The 15,717-nt window shown below is 52.2% G+C and carries 15 protein-coding genes and 1 pseudogene; 7 read left to right on the top strand and 9 right to left on the bottom strand.

Annotated features, from left to right (window positions below; translation table 11 throughout):
• Positions 1–157 precede the first annotated feature (157 nt).
• The 5 genes and pseudogenes from PXY01_RS22405 to PXY01_RS14485 all read right to left on the bottom strand — a co-directional run bounded on the left by PXY01_RS22405 (position 158) and on the right by PXY01_RS14485 (position 2,933).
• On the bottom strand, positions 158–328 hold the full coding sequence (locus PXY01_RS22405; RefSeq protein ID WP_164744434.1) for a hypothetical protein: 171 nt from the start codon (positions 326–328) through the stop codon (positions 158–160).
• A 16-nt stretch (positions 329–344) separates the two neighbouring features.
• Positions 345–551: pseudogene (locus PXY01_RS23340) on the bottom strand (CdiA C-terminal domain-containing protein); the annotation flags it as partial.
• 217 nt (positions 552–768) lie between these two features.
• Entirely contained in the window at positions 769–1,215 is a 447-nt protein-coding gene (locus PXY01_RS14495; protein ID WP_262385102.1) for a VanZ family protein, read from the bottom strand.
• A gap of 106 nt (positions 1,216–1,321) precedes the next feature.
• Positions 1,322–1,990, bottom strand: coding sequence for an SOS response-associated peptidase (locus PXY01_RS14490; protein WP_127570721.1), 669 nt, complete (start codon positions 1,988–1,990; stop codon positions 1,322–1,324).
• Positions 1,991–2,081: 91 nt separating this feature from the next.
• Positions 2,082–2,933 (bottom strand): helix-turn-helix transcriptional regulator, encoded by an 852-nt coding sequence (locus PXY01_RS14485; protein WP_127570720.1) that lies wholly within the window; start codon positions 2,931–2,933, stop codon positions 2,082–2,084.
• A 181-nt stretch (positions 2,934–3,114) separates the two neighbouring features.
• On the opposite strand from PXY01_RS14485, the gene PXY01_RS14480 reads away from it, so the two are divergent.
• The gene (locus tag PXY01_RS14480; RefSeq protein ID WP_127570743.1) at positions 3,115–5,097 is read left to right on the top strand and encodes a glycoside hydrolase family 127 protein; all 1,983 of its coding nucleotides are present in this window, start codon (positions 3,115–3,117) and stop codon (positions 5,095–5,097) included.
• 342 nt (positions 5,098–5,439) lie between these two features.
• Here PXY01_RS14480 and PXY01_RS14475 read toward each other — a convergent pair whose 3' ends face one another.
• Entirely contained in the window at positions 5,440–6,261 is an 822-nt protein-coding gene (locus PXY01_RS14475) for a hypothetical protein (protein WP_127570719.1), read from the bottom strand.
• A gap of 227 nt (positions 6,262–6,488) precedes the next feature.
• Positions 6,489–7,109: a hypothetical protein gene (locus PXY01_RS14470; RefSeq protein WP_127570718.1), complete on the bottom strand. Its 621-nt coding sequence runs from the start codon at positions 7,107–7,109 to the stop codon at positions 6,489–6,491.
• A 281-nt stretch (positions 7,110–7,390) separates the two neighbouring features.
• Between PXY01_RS14470 and PXY01_RS14465 the strand changes: the two genes are divergently transcribed.
• From PXY01_RS14465 to PXY01_RS14455, 3 genes are read left to right on the top strand one after another with little or no spacing between them, the layout of a single operon-like run.
• On the top strand, positions 7,391–7,774 hold the full coding sequence (locus PXY01_RS14465; protein WP_127570717.1) for a GntR family transcriptional regulator: 384 nt from the start codon (positions 7,391–7,393) through the stop codon (positions 7,772–7,774).
• Positions 7,775–7,777: 3 nt separating this feature from the next.
• Complete coding sequence (locus PXY01_RS14460) at positions 7,778–8,524, top strand: ABC transporter ATP-binding protein (protein ID WP_246027943.1); 747 nt, start codon at positions 7,778–7,780, stop codon at positions 8,522–8,524.
• A complete protein-coding gene (locus tag PXY01_RS14455; RefSeq protein ID WP_127570716.1) occupies positions 8,521–10,110 on the top strand; it encodes a hypothetical protein in 1,590 nt (529 codons plus the stop codon). The genes PXY01_RS14460 and PXY01_RS14455 overlap by 4 nt, the downstream gene beginning before the upstream one ends.
• Here PXY01_RS14455 and PXY01_RS14450 read toward each other — a convergent pair.
• Positions 10,107–10,340 (bottom strand): hypothetical protein, encoded by a 234-nt coding sequence (locus PXY01_RS14450; RefSeq protein ID WP_127570715.1) that lies wholly within the window; start codon positions 10,338–10,340, stop codon positions 10,107–10,109. The genes PXY01_RS14455 and PXY01_RS14450 overlap by 4 nt on opposite strands.
• A gap of 263 nt (positions 10,341–10,603) precedes the next feature.
• On the opposite strand from PXY01_RS14450, the gene ilvA reads away from it, so the two are divergent.
• Genes ilvA through PXY01_RS14435 form a run of 3 tightly spaced genes read left to right on the top strand, consistent with a single transcriptional unit; the run spans position 10,604 to position 14,428 of the window.
• On the top strand, positions 10,604–11,875 hold the full coding sequence (gene ilvA / locus PXY01_RS14445; protein WP_127570714.1) for a threonine ammonia-lyase IlvA: 1,272 nt from the start codon (positions 10,604–10,606) through the stop codon (positions 11,873–11,875).
• A 19-nt stretch (positions 11,876–11,894) separates the two neighbouring features.
• Entirely contained in the window at positions 11,895–13,766 is a 1,872-nt protein-coding gene (locus PXY01_RS14440) for a GAF domain-containing sensor histidine kinase (protein ID WP_246027942.1), read from the top strand.
• Complete coding sequence (locus PXY01_RS14435) at positions 13,763–14,428, top strand: response regulator (protein WP_127570713.1); 666 nt, start codon at positions 13,763–13,765, stop codon at positions 14,426–14,428. The genes PXY01_RS14440 and PXY01_RS14435 overlap by 4 nt, the downstream gene beginning before the upstream one ends.
• Before the next feature lie 276 nt (positions 14,429–14,704).
• On the opposite strand, the gene PXY01_RS14430 is transcribed toward PXY01_RS14435, so the two are convergent.
• A complete protein-coding gene (locus PXY01_RS14430; RefSeq protein ID WP_127570712.1) occupies positions 14,705–15,682 on the bottom strand; it encodes an aldo/keto reductase in 978 nt (325 codons plus the stop codon).
• Between the last annotated feature and the right edge of the window lie 35 nt (positions 15,683–15,717).

Raw genomic sequence — 15,717 nt, 5'->3', positions numbered from 1 at the left:
AGGCCTGTTCTACAACCGAATCGAGAACATCTGTGTTATCAATAAAGACTTGAGAGGTATCATTCGCTGATATTACCATAAACTTAAATCCTGTTAGGTAATAAATTCATTCAAAAGTGTTCCGATTCATAACCAAAGCAAAAATCAGAAGTGTCCATTAAGGTAGTGAAAATCCGATTTTATCATAGGTTTCTGTTATCTGAATCCCTTTGGATAATCTTTCTATTTTGATTGTATCTATTTTTATTCCTAAATTCCCCAGCTCAATAATAATATCATCATCAGAAAGTTCTACTTTCTCCAACATAAATGAGTATTCTAGTGCCACTCTAATGAACCTCCGTTCATGGTATTAAATGAATGACTTTTTTATCTTTAGTTACGACAATGACTTCATCTAAATTTTCTATAGGCCAATCTATAAGTTGCTTCTTCAATTCATTTATATCCGCGTTCCAATCTCCGAGATTAAGTACTACTCTTCTTGTTTGACCTTTGTTAATTTTCTTCTTTTCAAGTTGTGAAGCGACACTACGCGGACTTGTCTCACCTTTAGGGGAATATCAATCAAATATAGTATCATTAATCAAGTAATCTGGATCTTTGTTAGTGTCTGCGATTTTTGGACTTTGTTCAATGTCATAACCATTTACTGGAGCCAGTGCATCTCCGAAGCCGCGGATCTTTGAACGCTCGTCTGCCCAATGCTGCACAGCATAAAAAAAGCAAGCCTCCAAGCATTGCTAGAGACTTGCTTTAAAACCACCATTAACGCCCAGCCCAGGTCGAATCATAATAGCGCCGATTCCGCCGAGCACTGTGCCATCTCCCTCGACTGAATCGATAGGCAATATATGCCGCAATCGTGATGCCTGCTCCGTCAATGAACATATCGGCAACGCGGCCATTGCGACCGAAGAATGGCTGCAGCAGCTCCGTTAAGACGGCATACCCGGCGGCGAATGCGACTCCCTTCCAGAAGGCACGGGGGGTCCTAGCGCCAGCAGCCGCCAGCAGTGTCAGAACGAAGAAGCCGGATATATGTCCAATCTTCTGAATGAGGTACAGCGGCTTGTTGTAATAGCTGAAATCATCAAGCTTCAACAATTCACTCATATCCGGATGACTGTTCCATTGAAATTGCACGATATGCTGTCTCCACATCACACCGAAATTTTCCGTATTAATACAGATAAACAAGCCTAAGCACCACAACAATACAATACAGAACCGTAACTTCAATTTATACCTGCCTTCCGATTCGTCCTTGTGTTACGATCATTCGGCGAATCTCTTCCCTTTACACCTATATATCCCCTTTTCAGACGGTTCCCAAACCAAGATCAAGGACGCAATCCGGCGCCTCATATTCTTCATCAACGACGGCGTTCGTAACGGAATAGGCACGCAGCTGGAACGGCTCCGGCGGCTGTACGTAAGTACGTACCATGCTGTAGTCGGTTAGATCGGGATTAAGCCATGCCTCCACGCCCTCTTCATCCAAAATAATCGGAAGCCGCTGCAGCCAAGACGCCATTGGCCCCGAAGCTGGCATCGTCAGAATGGTGAACGCCCTCTCCTCGACCCCCTTCGGACTTGTCCAGACGTCATAAATGCCCGCCATGCCGAAAAGCGGCCGCCGGTCGACCACAATATGCATCGCCCTTGGCTCCTTGTCCTTCTCCCCCTGCTTCCATCCGAAAAATCCAGTGCACGGGACGACACATCGACGTCTGCCCAGCATCCGTTGCATATAAGACTTCGATCCAATCGTATCGCCGTCGGCATTAATCGAATCCTTAGCCCAATACGGATACAGCCCCCATCTCGCTTCTTCGATCGCACGCTGACGGAGCCTGTCGTTCAAGATGATCGTCACCGGCTGCATCGGTGCAATATTAAGCCGACTCGACAGCCGCTTCTTTATCGCCCACACTTTGAATTGATCTACTACTTGAGAGATATCCGCTTTCAATGCGAAACGTTCCATGCTATACGCCTGCCTTCCAGTCATGATACGGTAGGGTTGGCAGGAACAGGAATAATTATACCTCCATCAAGAAGCGCGTCTGCATCCGCTGTTATACCGTGAACCGTTTGCGAAAGCGAAGCGGCGACATTCCGGTATGCTCCGTGAATAAGCGGGAAAAATGCGGTGTCTGCTTGAAGCCGGTCTCCTCTGCAACGCGCGCAATCGGCCAATCCGTCTTAATAAGCAGCAGCTTCGCTTGATCAAGCCGGTAATAGAGGAGGAATTGCTGCGGTGTACAGCCGAACACCTCAGTCATACAGCGGGCAATGTAGTTGGAATGAAGACGAAGCGCCTCGCTCAGCATCGTATTGCTGACAGAAAATCGATAGTTCAGCTTCAAATAAGCGGCAGCCCGCTCTGCGACCGATACCGCCGCTTTCGCTTCATCGGAGCGCCAGCCTTCGTCAAGCATCTGCAGTAGATGGAGAAACCGCTGCTGCCGATCCCAGAAGGCCGCATGAGTAGAGCCGCTTGCGGCTTCATGCAAGCCGGCGAACATTCCCTTTGCTTCCTCCGGGTACGACACGGTCATATACTTGGGTAAACGTATTGCATAATTGTAGTAATCGCCCCTCAGCGTACCTGGGTGCGTACCTTCCGTCTCCTCCCATTGGCCGGGAGCTTGAAAATGGGTCCAATCGAACACGGTCTCTTCCTCGCATGGCTTAACCGAATAATGCCAACGGTCAGGGCGCAGGATGAGAATCTGACCCGGGCCAAGCGACCACTGCCGATCCTCCTCACCGATATGAAGCGTACCGCTATGGACAAATAACATATCGAATACTCCAATATTCGCCCGGTTCGGGTGCTCTTCTCCTGCTGAATACGTAACACGATTAGACTCTATGAAATAGGGAAGTGGCGGCGAAAGAAAGGTAAGAAGCTGCTGGTTCGTCATGTCGAGCAATCCCTTCTTAGTGTGTAAATATGCAAAATTGACCTTGCATAGTTCGCTATTTTTCAACTATTTTATCAAATACAATAAAGCTGTTAAAGGATGAATTTTGCAAAATATCGTCAATATATCACATACTAGAGAGGAGCCTCTTCCATTGACTACTCCAGCTTTACATTCCGTTATGCCCGCAGTACCGTTAAGCAAAGTCTCAATTCAAGATTCATTCTGGTCCTACTACGCCGACCTCGCCCGCAACGTTGTCATTCCTTACCAATGGGAGGCGCTGAACGATCGCATAGAGGGCGCTGAACCCAGCAGGGCGATCCGCAACTTCCGTATCGCAGCCGGTTTGGAGCAAGGCGAATTCCACGGCTTCGTATTTCAAGACAGCGATCTATATAAATGGCTGGAAGCTGTCGGATACCGAATCGCCACGCATCCGGATAAAGAGTGGGAAGCGATCGCAGATCAAGCGATCGAGCTGGTGGAAGCTGCGCAGATGGAAGACGGTTATCTGAATACGTATTACCAGATCAAAGGCATTGACCTGCGATGGACGAACCTGCTCGACGCACACGAGCTGTACTGCGCTGGCCACTTGATCGAAGCAGCCGTCGCCTATTCAGGCGCGACGGGCAAGACTAAGCTGCTCGACATCGCCTGCCGGTTCGCCGACCACATCGACGACGTATTCGGCACAGGACCGGATCAAATTCGCGGCTACTGCGGCCATCAAGAGATCGAGCTGGCGCTGGTGAAGCTGTATCAGGCGACTGGTCAAGAGCGCTATTTGAAGCTGGCTGCCTACTTCATCAACGAGCGCGGCACAGATACGACGTTCTACAGCCGAGAGGCCGAGCGGCGAGGCTATACGACCATCTGGTCTGCGCATCCGGACTGGCCTCATCCAGAGCGGAAGATCGATTTGCAGTATCATCAGGCGCATGCGCCGGTGCGGGAGCAGAACACGGCAGTCGGTCATGCCGTTCGTGCGGTATATATGTACACGGCAATGGCCGACCTCGCCCGCTTGAATGGCGATACGCAGCTGCTTGACGCTTGCCGTAAGCTCTGGAATGATATTACCCGCAGACAGATGTACATTACAGGCGGCATCGGTTCGACCCATCACGGCGAGTCGTTCTCTGCAAGCTACGATCTGCCTAACGATACGGCCTATGCCGAGACATGCGCATCGGTCGGCCTCGTTTTTTTCGCCAACCGAATGCTCCAATTGGAGGCCAAATCGGAATATGCCGATGTGCTGGAGCGCGCGCTGTACAATACGGTCATAGCCGGAATGGCGCTTGACGGCAGAAGCTATTTTTACGTTAATCCGCTTGAGGTTTGGCCGCATGCCTGCAGCTGCAACCCAGGCAAGCACCACGTCAAGCCTGTCCGTCAACAGTGGTTCGGCTGCTCCTGCTGCCCTCCGAATATCGCACGGCTGCTCACTTCGCTCGGTGCCTATATTTATACGGTCAATACGAACTCCAATACTGTATATACGCATCTATATATCGGCAGCACAGCCGACCTGCAGCTCGCAGGCCAGTCGTTCCGACTAGTACAGACATCAAATCTGCCTTGGAGTGGTAACGCCTCCTTCACCATCAGCGAGCTGGCAGAGCCAGCAGCATTCACGTTAGCTTTACGCATCCCGGCCTGGACACAAGGAGCTCTGCCAGTGGTGAAGCTCAATGGCCAGCCATTCTCCTTCAAGCCGGATGATATTCAAGAAGGTTATCTAACCATTGAACGAATTTGGCGAGCCGGCGATCGAATCGATGTGGAGCTCGCAGTGCCTGTACTGCGGTTAAAATCGCATTCTGAGCTTCGTTATAATGCAGGAAGGATCGCCCTCCAGCGCGGACCGCTCGTCTACTGCTTTGAAGAGACCGATAACGGCAGCAATCTCGCAGCGCTATCGATCGCTACTGCAGGCGAAATCACAGTCGAGCAGGACGACCGGTTGCTTCCAGGAGTCATTATGCTGCAATGCGAAGGTTATAAAGAGGCTTCGAGTGAGGAGGAAGGCGAGGAATTATACAGCGTTTACAGCATAGCCGAGCCGGAACGGACCTTACTGCGTGCGGTGCCTTATGCACTCTGGGGCAATCGCAATCCAGGCGAGATGTCGGTCTGGATTCGTCGGCAAAGATAAAAAAGAACCTGCCGGCAGACCCAGCAGGTAAGGCCGCGGCTTGGCACTTCATGCCGCGGTCTTCTCATGGAAAGGGGGGTATAACAAGAAACGCGATGCCTGTCGGTTCGGCTGTCCCATGGCTCCCATTACGATACATTCGTCGTGAATGCACAGTCTGCCAGCAGGCTCGGCATCCAGGCCTAGCGTACATAACCGTTATCCCGTCGTATCTGGGTGGACAGGTGCGGCGCTGGGCCGCACTCCCGATTCACGAATCCGTTACTCGCACCGGTGAGGCGAGTAACGGGTCTGGTAGAATCTCCGACGCACACACGACTGCGGCGTCGGGAATAATGCTTCTTAATAAGGAGGCAGCTTCATCTGCTGAATGCCATCGAACAATGTTGCCATATACAGATGCTCGCCATCCGAATCGATATCCGTTACCGGAAATCCGGTCTTCACGGAGAACAACGTAATCTGCCCGCGCAAAAGCCCGATCCGGTATAAACCTTTATCTGTGCAAGCAAACACACTGCTGCCATGTCTCACTAACGTAAACACAAGACGGCTGCCGAACTTCACGACATCAAAGCTGCCCCGCCTGTTGCCGATAATCACTTCTCCACCTGCACCAGCGCCAAGCAGATGTCCCTTGTACACTGCTAATGACGTGACCTCGATCTTCAGCGGACAATCATTCCATTCATCCATGAACCGATCATACATCGATATCCCTTGATCATGTCCAATAATCAGAAACTGTGGAAGTTGAATAAAGTCGTACACCTTGCGGTCTGAGCATGCGACTCGATGCCAATCCGCTCCGCAGTTATGCCACAATCCGTAATGAGTCGCCGCGAAGCTGCAAGCACCGTACGTTTTATATTGATAGCATGGGATGGCCAATTCCGGCAGCTCCCACTCGCCGTTCTCATACTTATACAAGCCGTCATTCGTACACGCGTACAGCTTGCCGTCAGCTGCGTGAAGCCGATTCACAACGATGTTGTCGCCGAGTTCCCCGCTAATATTCATCCAGTCTCCATTGCCGACGCTCTGGTATATTCCATTGCCTGGTGATGCCGCATACAGAGTATCCTCATCCATTCGGACCGATGAGAACGGGAACCGCATCCTATTCCACGGCATATGCTTACTGAACGTCTCTCCACCATTCATTATTCCTGCCTCCCGTCGGCCGACTGCTGCCCATCATTCACCTGCATTCATGATAACCGTTATCAATTACCTAAATGAATGATAACGATTATCAATTTCATTGTCAAGCCTTTCGGTGGGAATTTTCTCCGACCCAATATAAAAGACCGTTCTCTTCATCGGATAATCCGATTCAAGAACGGTTATTCTTGGCTTCCAGGCACAGCTGCCTTGGACTGGCCCCTTATTTAATCTTCTTCAATATTCCCGATTGCAGCACCGATCTTCGAGGCAACATGCGTTAATAGAGGTACAACAAATCCAGGCTCATGCATAACGTCGAACGAGATGTCCAAATACCCGACAATCGGACCTGTTTGCCCCGCTCGTACCGGACAGCATACACAATTCCAGAGCGCGAACAAATTAATGGTGTGCTCTTCTCCCCTGACAACGACGGCTCGCCCTGTCTCCATCGCTAATGAAACGGCATTAAGCCCGAGCACCTTCTTCTCCATCCGCAATCCCGGAACGACTCCGGACTTCTGTGTAATCTCAATCATTGAAGGCGGACATGCAGTGGCTAGAAGCATTCCATGCACATCCGTCCAAATAAACAGATACGGATGCGAGAAAGCACTCTCAAGCGACTGCGTCTCACTTCGAAACGCTCCCAGATACGAAATGTTGTCGACAAGCGCCTTCTCGAACCGTTTCTTGTCCGCATAAGCGCCGGAATGGTTGCCGATCCCTGTCGGGTCGGGGACGAAATCCCCATCAATTGCGGAGCTGTGAAAATATAATATATCTAACGGCTCCATATCGGATACTTCCATCCAACTGCGATTTAATCGAATGCCGCGAAACAATTGATAGATCCCTCATCTCTGCGTCAAAACTGACGATCGCCTTCCATCTATGAGAGATTTTATCATATTCCTTACAAAAAAAAAGTACTCTAGCTCCCAAAATACTAACAATAACGAGTATGGGAGGGACGAACCAATTAATTTAAGTTGTCCTGTGTACTCATAGAAATAAATAATAAAAATTCCCTTGCAGTGTATGGTGGGTCATGATACACTATCTCCATAAATTAGTGTGTGGTCCGTTGCCATACACTCCAAACAATAAAGGACGAGGTGGTTCGATGGCACCTGACATCATATGGAACGTACATGACTTTCAGTTCGATCCCTCCCGTCCGCTGTATGAGCAATTCGTCGAGCAGATTAGAGCCATGATTGCCAAAGGGCAGCTCGCTCCCGGTACTCGGCTGCCTTCCGTCCGAGAGACGGCCGCTTCCTTTCGCGTCAACCCGACGACGGTCATGAAGGCCTATCAGGAGCTGGAGCGGCTGCGGCTTACCGTTACGCACCGTGGGCAAGGGACTTTTGTCACATATGAAGAGGAGGCAATCCGGCAATCACGCCGAGAATTAGCCCGAGGTGCAGTACGCCGGATGGAAGAGCTAGCCGCATCAATCGGCTTAACGCTTGAGGAATTGATCGCATTGGCCAAGGAGGAGGATTGATTCATGATGCTAGAGCTTATGCGCAACGCATCACCTGTAACAGCGGCCGCTTCAGATGAGCTGGCTGTCCGCTGTCGTGAGGTTGGCATGACATTCAAGAAGAAGAACGTGCTGCGGGACGTCTCGTTCGAGATTAAGAAAGGCTCCATCGTCGGACTTCTTGGCCCTAACGGCGCCGGGAAATCGACCTTACTGCGCATTCTGACTGGGCTTATGGAGCCTAGTGCGGGAGCGGTCGAAGTATTCGGCAGCAAACCGTCTGTCCAGACATTGAGTAAGCTATCTTTCTTGCCGGACCGCGGGCAGCTGCCCAACTGGCTGACCGCCGAGCAATGGCTTGGATATGCGTCAGGCATCTATCCCGACTGGAGCCGAAGCTTGGAGAAGCAGTGGACTCGTAAGCTCGAGGTCGATGTCTCGCTGCGGATTGCGACGCTCTCCCGTGGACAGGAAGCTCGCCTCCAGCTGCTTACCTGCCTGTCCCGCTTAGCGCCGCTCATCATTCTCGATGAGCCTTTCACCGGCGTCGATCTACTGTCGCGTGAGAACATTTCAGCCGCTATAGCCGATGAGGCTTCTTCTGGAGAACGAACATTTCTGGTGGCAACACATGACATTCGCGAGATGGAATCTTTGTTCGATCGAATCATACTCATCGGCGATGGCACTATTCGAGGGGTTTACGACGTGGAAGCATTAAGAGCCAGCGGCTTGTCTGTCGAATCTTGTTACAGGGAAGTGTTCGCATGAACAGGAGGAAGCTGAACGATTCAGGTCAACTACGGGTCTCTCCGCTGCTGGCAATGGAGATGCGCACATTCACATCCTTCATGCCAATGTCGAAGTTTACGGCTGGCATTTGGGCCAGCGGCATACTGCTATTGCTCATCGCCTGCCGTATTGGATTCGGTGAGCGGTATGAGCCCGAGCAAATCTACGCACTTGGCGGAATATTCGTCTGGATTACGGTTTATTCAATATCAATCATTCGTGTCCTATCGCTGCCGCAGAATCCTTTTCGCGAATGGTGGCTGACGATGCCGCTGTCGCGCAAAGCCCTCATCCGTGCTCATATGCTAGGTTCACTACCGTTATCGGGCTGTTTTTCCGCAGCGTTATGGCTGATCGCAACCCTTCACAACACGTTATCAGCAGGGATTACCGATTCCCCGCTATATGCGGGAACTGACCAAATCATTAACGCCGCGATCTCCTATGCCGTGTTTTACGCAGCCTTAACGGTACTTCTTACTTTCGTGCCAATGCTCATGATGACGGTTATGAAAGGCTGGAGGCAGTCGTTCTTGCTGTTATTTTTCGCCATGTGGATCCTTCCTACGGGCTCACTCGGCACCTTTTACATTACGCAGCCAAGCAGCTCTTGGCTAGATGCTGAACACGTATGGCTCTATACAGCGGTCACACTGCTGCTAATCCCGCTAGTTTACTCACTGTGCCTGCACCTTATTCCGAAATACGGGATCGATTGGACGTTATCCAAGTTAGCCATTCTCGGCAGCGATAGGCTGCAAATGTCCTTACATAGCTCGCACGCAAAAATGCAGCGCTCAAGCACCAGCGGCTTCAGGAGCCTGTATACGCTTGAAAAGTCTTTCTTTCGTAGCTTAACATCGACATGGTGGTTTCGTACCATTTACACCTTTGTCTTGCTTCTTGTAGCATTGGGAGCCTATTTTTCATTGGAAAATGATGAATGGGTAGAGATGCTTCGTGCAATCATCCTCCTGCCCAGTATTGTTACGGCTTTAAGCCCATTCTTTCGTCTCACTGCCGATATAAGTAAGCGGAGGCTTGAATGGGTGCTATCATCCCCTTACAGCCGTATAACGATCATGCTGTCACGATTGGTCGCCGCATGGACCACCTCTGCAATCTGGGTTAGCGGGCTGGCGGCAGGGATGGCTCTCGGAGCAGCGGCTCGCTGGCTATTCGACCGTCCGGAGCAGTTTGGCGCGGAACAAGCGGTACTGAACGCCATATACGTGATTGCACTATACATGGTATACGTCGTTTCCAGCAGTCTTGTCAGCATGATGCCGTACGCGTACGACATCCGGATTTGGCTCGGCATCGCTTCGGCTCCCTTATTGGTTATTGCTTATGCAGGACCGATGCTCTTCAACCAGTACGTATTGCCGGAATCGCTCATGATGAACGAAATATCGAGATCCAACTGGATTGGACTGGTGCTGTATGCCCTCATTGCGCTTCCGTTGTCATGGGCGACATTCGTAGCCGCATCCAAAGGCTTGTCCACCTCCATGTACATCACACAAGACAGACAGCGCAAGATAGGTCTACGGACGCGTAACTAATTGAATCGGCAGGCTTCTTTGATGCAGCTGCATCGAAGAAGCCTGCCGATTCCGCGCTCCATGTACAATGCAATTTTCATACTTGACATGACCACGCCGTCCCATGTATAACAGAAATATTCCGAAAGTTCGATCAAATTCGATGACGGGAACAAGCTGCCCGCCCGCGCATTCTCCAGAGAGTCGGCATACCGCTGCAAGCCGATGTATGCGCCCGGAGTTTTCAGCATCCTCCCCGAGAAGCCGCGCTGAGCCGCTATATTAGCAAACGTAAGTGCGGACGGCTGTCCACCGTTACATGGAACGCGTATGAACACGTACGCGATAGAGCGCCGTCCTTAGTGAGAGCGCAGTCTGCTTACGACGTCGAGCAGACTACGCTTAAGATGCTGCGGACGGAATAAGGGTGGTAACGCGAGTTCGATCTCGTCCCTGTGAGGGACGGGATTTTTTTGTGTACAATGAAACTAGTGCCTAAGAAAGGATGACCTTCATGACAACGGTTAACGGTTCTGAATCCCGTCGAGTTACACTGGAAGAGATTATGCAAGCCCACCTTCATCTGAAAGAGGTCGTCAACCGTACTCCGCTGCAGCACAGCCGGGTATTATCTGAGCGTTACGAATGCGAAGTGTATTTGAAGCGGGAGGACTTACAAGTTGTTCGTTCATTCAAAATACGCGGCGCTTATCATATGATCAAATCGTTATCTCCCGAACAAGTAGCTCATGGAGTGATCTGCGCGAGTGCAGGCAACCATGCGCAAGGCGTTGCATACTCATGCCAAACGCTCGGTATACCCGGTAAAATCTATATGCCAAGCACGACGCCTCGCCAGAAGGTGAAGCAAGTCAACTTCTTCGGCGGAGATCAGGTCGAGGTCGTGCTCGTCGGCGATACGTTTGATGATGCTTATGCGCAGGCAGTTGCGGAAAGCGAACGGACCGGAATGACGTTCATCCATCCGTTCGACGATCCGAAGATCGTTGCCGGTAACGGTACGATTGGACAGGAAATTATGGCGGCAGCCGAAAGCTCGCCGGATTATATATTCGTTACAGTCGGCGGTGGCGGTTTGGCAGCTGGTGTTGCATCCTATGTGAAGGCTGTATCGCCGGGCACACGCATGATCGGGGTCGAGCCGAAGGGGGCTCCTTCCCTCCGGCGTTCGATCGACGAAGGCAAGGTGGTGTCGCTGGATGAGATCGACAAGTTCGTCGATGGAGCGGCGGTTAAGCGGATCGGCGATCTGACGTTCGAAATATGCCGCGATCTGCTCGACGACGTGCTGCTTGTACCGGAGGGTAAAGTATGTACGACTTTGCTCGATCTGTATAACGAGAATGCGATTGTTGCCGAACCAGCAGGTGCCCTGCCTATTGCCGCACTCGATATGTACCGCGATCAAATTAAAGGCAAGAACGTCGTGTGCGTCGTCAGCGGCGGCAACAATGATGTGGACCGGATGCAGGAAATTAAGGAGCGCTCGCTTATTTATGAAGGGCTGAAGCATTATTTTATGGTTAACTTTCCTCAGCGTGCCGGCGCACTTCGCGAGTTTCTCGACGATGTACTCGGTCCGAACGATGACATTACGAGATTCGAATATACGAAGCAGCATAATAAGGATAACGGACCTGCGCTCGTCGGCATCGAGCTGAAGCACCGCTCCGACTACGAGCCGCTTATGGAGCGGATGTACGCGAAGGGGCTGAAGTTCTACGAATTGAACAAAGATCCGCTTCTATTCAATCTGTTAATTTGATGCGAGAAGAGGCGATGACATGGCATTCGATGACAACGAGCAGCACAAGAAGCCTAACGGCGTAGAAAGTAATATTGACATCACGTGTCCCATCGACGATCCGGTCGATCATCATAATTGCGAAGCGGCACTGAAGGACACATCAATTACCGACGCACCCAGCTCCGCTAAATTCATCGTACCCAAGCATCGCGTTCAAGAAATGATTTTGCTGAAGACGATTGCCGAAACCTTGAATCAATCGAATGAGCTTTCATCTATGCTCCATTCGGTGCTTGAGAAGCTGATGGAACTAAGCGGCCTCACGACCGGCTGGATATTCTTGTCCGACAGCTACATGGATTTCTGCTGCGTTGCCGAGCAGAATCTCCCTCCTGCACTGACCGGCAACGGCGGCAAACGGATGAATTACGGCTCATGCTGGTGTCTTGAACGATTCTGGGACGGACGGCTCGTTAATGCGATCAATATATTGAACTGCAAGCGGCTGGAGGATGCCGCAGCTTACCGCTGGGGAGATACGTACGGCATTACGCATCATGCTACCGTTCCACTGCGCACAGGTCAAAAGCTCGTCGGCCTCTTGAACGTAGCAGCTCCGGGTAAGCAGCATTTTACGGACGACGAGCTGGCCCTGCTTCAATCGGTCGCGTACCAGATCGGCGGCGCAATCGAACGGATTCGACTGTATGCAGCGGAGCAGCGGCGCGCCGAGCTGTTCGCTCGACTCGACGAGTTCAGCCGTGCGTTAGGTTTACGTAATGACGACACGAATGATGAGATGTTAATCGACTATGCGCTTCGATTAATAACCCGGTTATTTGCATGGCCTGCAGCGGCGCTCTATCACGTATCGGACCAAGAGCTTAAGCTGCGGGCCGTTCATTACCGCGATGAAGCGTACAGTCTTTCGCAGCGAATTTCGTTAGAGCAGTGGCGGTGGCTGAGAGAAGCTGCTCTGCGCAGACAAGTGTCCATAGCCGCAGCTGAAGAGGCTGACTGCCTAACTTATATCGACCGTACGCGCGGCAGCAAGACAAATGCCTCGTTGAAGCTGAGAACGGCGGCAGCCGTACCGCTGCCGTTCGGGCGAACCGGCTTGCTGCTTGTCGTGGCCAGCAACAAGCGCGATGCGATCATGCAAGCAGATTGGCCCGTGCTTGAGGCAATGGCTGAGCATATCGCAGGTGCACTTGACAGCGCCCTGCTGGCCGAGCATCGCCGGGAGCTGGCCCGAATTGAAGAGCGCAACCGGCTGGCCCGTGACCTTCATGATTCCGTCAGCCAGCTGCTGTTCTCGCTGTCTATCACTTCCCGCGGCGTCGAAAGCCTGCTTAGCGGGCCTTCGCCCAACAACGAGGCTGCGATTGCCGCCGTGAGGGATATGCAAAGTCTGTCGCAAAGCGCGCTGAAGGAAATGCGATCGCTCATTATGCAGCTCCGCCCCTCCGATCTGCAGGCTGGTCTGGTCACCGCGCTGCGGGAGTATGGCGAGAAGCTTGGACTTCACGTCCATACGAGCATCGAAGGGGTACGCGAGCTTCCGCGCGCCGTTGAGGATGCGCTATGGCGCATTGGACAAGAAGCGCTTAACAACGTCAGCAAGCATTCCGGAACCAATTCAGCTGACGTGTCGCTTACGCTCATGGCCGGTGAAGCGGTGCTGCGCGTCAGCGACAATGGCAAAGGATTAGGATCATGCGACACGGATAATCGCCCTGCTCCACTATCGTCATCGTCCTCGTTCGGACTGTCCACAATGCGCGAGCGCGCGGAAGCACTTGGCGGCACATTTGAAGCATTAGAGAAACAGACAGGCGGTACGGAGATTGAAGTCACGATCCCGCTTCCCTCCACTGCCATTCGAATAGAGGTGAATAGAGAACTATGACGATTCGATTGTTGCTGGCTGATGATCACGCTATGGTGCGCAAAGGGCTGCAAATGTTTTTATCGATGCAAACTGATCTGCAAGTAATTGGCGAAGCTGCGAATGGCCAAGAAGCGATCGACCGGACCGCTGAGCTTCTTCCGGATATGATTCTGATGGACCTGCACATGCCCGTGCTCGACGGGATTGAGGTGACGAAGCGGCTGAAGCAATCGCATCCTGACATTAAGGTCATCGTGCTCACCTCATTCTCAGACGAGGATCATGTGCTGCCTGCCATCCGAGCTGGGGCCAAGGGCTACTTGCTCAAAGATATCGAGCCCGACGAGCTCGTCCGTGCCATTCGGCGCGTCTGGCAAGGGCAGGTCGAGCTGCATCCCGACGCTGCAGGACGGTTAATGAGCCTGCTCGCTGCTTCAGAGGCTTCCTCTAAGCCTGAATCTCATGACTCGGCCTCCCGTTTGTCTGATCTGACCAAGCGCGAGCTTGAAGTGCTGCGGCTGATTGCGTCCGGTATGAGCAACAAGGAAATCGGTGATTCATTGAACATTACAGAAAAAACGGTCAAAACCCACGTCAGCCACGTGCTCGACAAGCTTGGCCTCGCCGACCGGACTCAGGCGGCAATATTCGCTGTCAAGCACGGCTTGGATCAAGCATAATGCCACGCTTTACACTACGCAAAGCACCAACAAACTCAAGTGCCTTTCAGCACCTATCTTGCACGGATTGCCATTTCGACGCTCTGTTAAATGCCGAAAGGCTCTTATTTTCTCGCTAATGCCCTGCTGCACCGCATTTAAGCGCCTTTCGGCACCTATCTCGTACGGATCGCCATTTCGCCGCTCTGTTAAGGCTGAAAGGCTCTTATTACCTCTCACCACGCATATAAAAAAGCGGACCATCGCTGCATAACAGCAATGGTCCGCTTCGGCTTATTACCAGGCGTAAGCCTGCGGCGCGGAGCCGCCCGGGCCTGGGAAGATTTCATCGAGACGCTTCAGCACTGCCTCATCGAGTTTCACTTCAACTGCGCGCAGCGAGCGTTCGAATTGCTCCAGCGTCCGCACGCCGATAATCGGCGCAGTGACTGCCGGCTGCGCAAGCAGCCAAGCGAGCGCCACAACATCCTCACGCTCGCCGAGCTCATCGCAGAGGCCGCCGAACGCTTCCAGCGAAGCGGCATGCTGCTCCAGACGCTTCGTATCGCCGCTGCGCTTACCACCACCTCCATGGCGGGCATTGCCAGCTAGCAGGCCGCCGTCGAGCGGGCTCCATGGAATGACGCCGAGGCCAAGAGCCTGCGCCGCCGGCAGAACCTCGAGCTCAGGCAGGCGGCACAACAAATTATATTTGTGCTGCTCGCAGACAAGACCGATATGACCGCGCGCCTTCGCTTCACCCTGTGCTACAGCAATATCCCAGCCCGCGAAGTTGCTCGAACCAACATAACCAATCTTACCCTGTGCAGCAGCGATCTCGAATGCGCCCCACAGCTCGTCCCAGCCGACGCTGCGATCGATGTGGTGCATTTGATAAAGCTCGATATGATCCGTTTGCAGCCTTCTCAGCGAACCTTCGAGATGGCGACGGATTTTGTAAGCGGATAAGCCTGCTGCACCGTTCGGACCATCGAGCGGATCGCTCATGTCGCCATACAATTTGGTTGCAAGCACAGTTCGTTCGCGCCTGCCGCCGCCTTGCGCGAACCAGCGGCCGATTATTTCCTCCGTCCGCCCCGCATTCTCCCCCCAACCGTAAACATTAGCTGTATCGAAGAAGTTGATGCCCGCATCGAGCGCAGCATCCATAATATGAAATGATTCCCGTTCATCTGTATCAACTCCGAAGTTCATCGTACCTAGACACAGACGGCTGACCCGTAGGCCGGACTTGCCAAGCTTGGTATACTCCATGATCATTTCCTTCTCCCTTCAGTATGATATATCTA

The sequence above is a fragment of the Paenibacillus xylaniclasticus genome (assembly GCF_004001065.1).
Classification (GTDB): domain Bacteria; phylum Bacillota; class Bacilli; order Paenibacillales; family Paenibacillaceae; genus Paenibacillus_T; species Paenibacillus_T xylaniclasticus.
The sequence above is the reverse complement of the archived record's forward strand: the minus strand, read 5'-3'. Positions and strand labels throughout refer to the sequence as shown.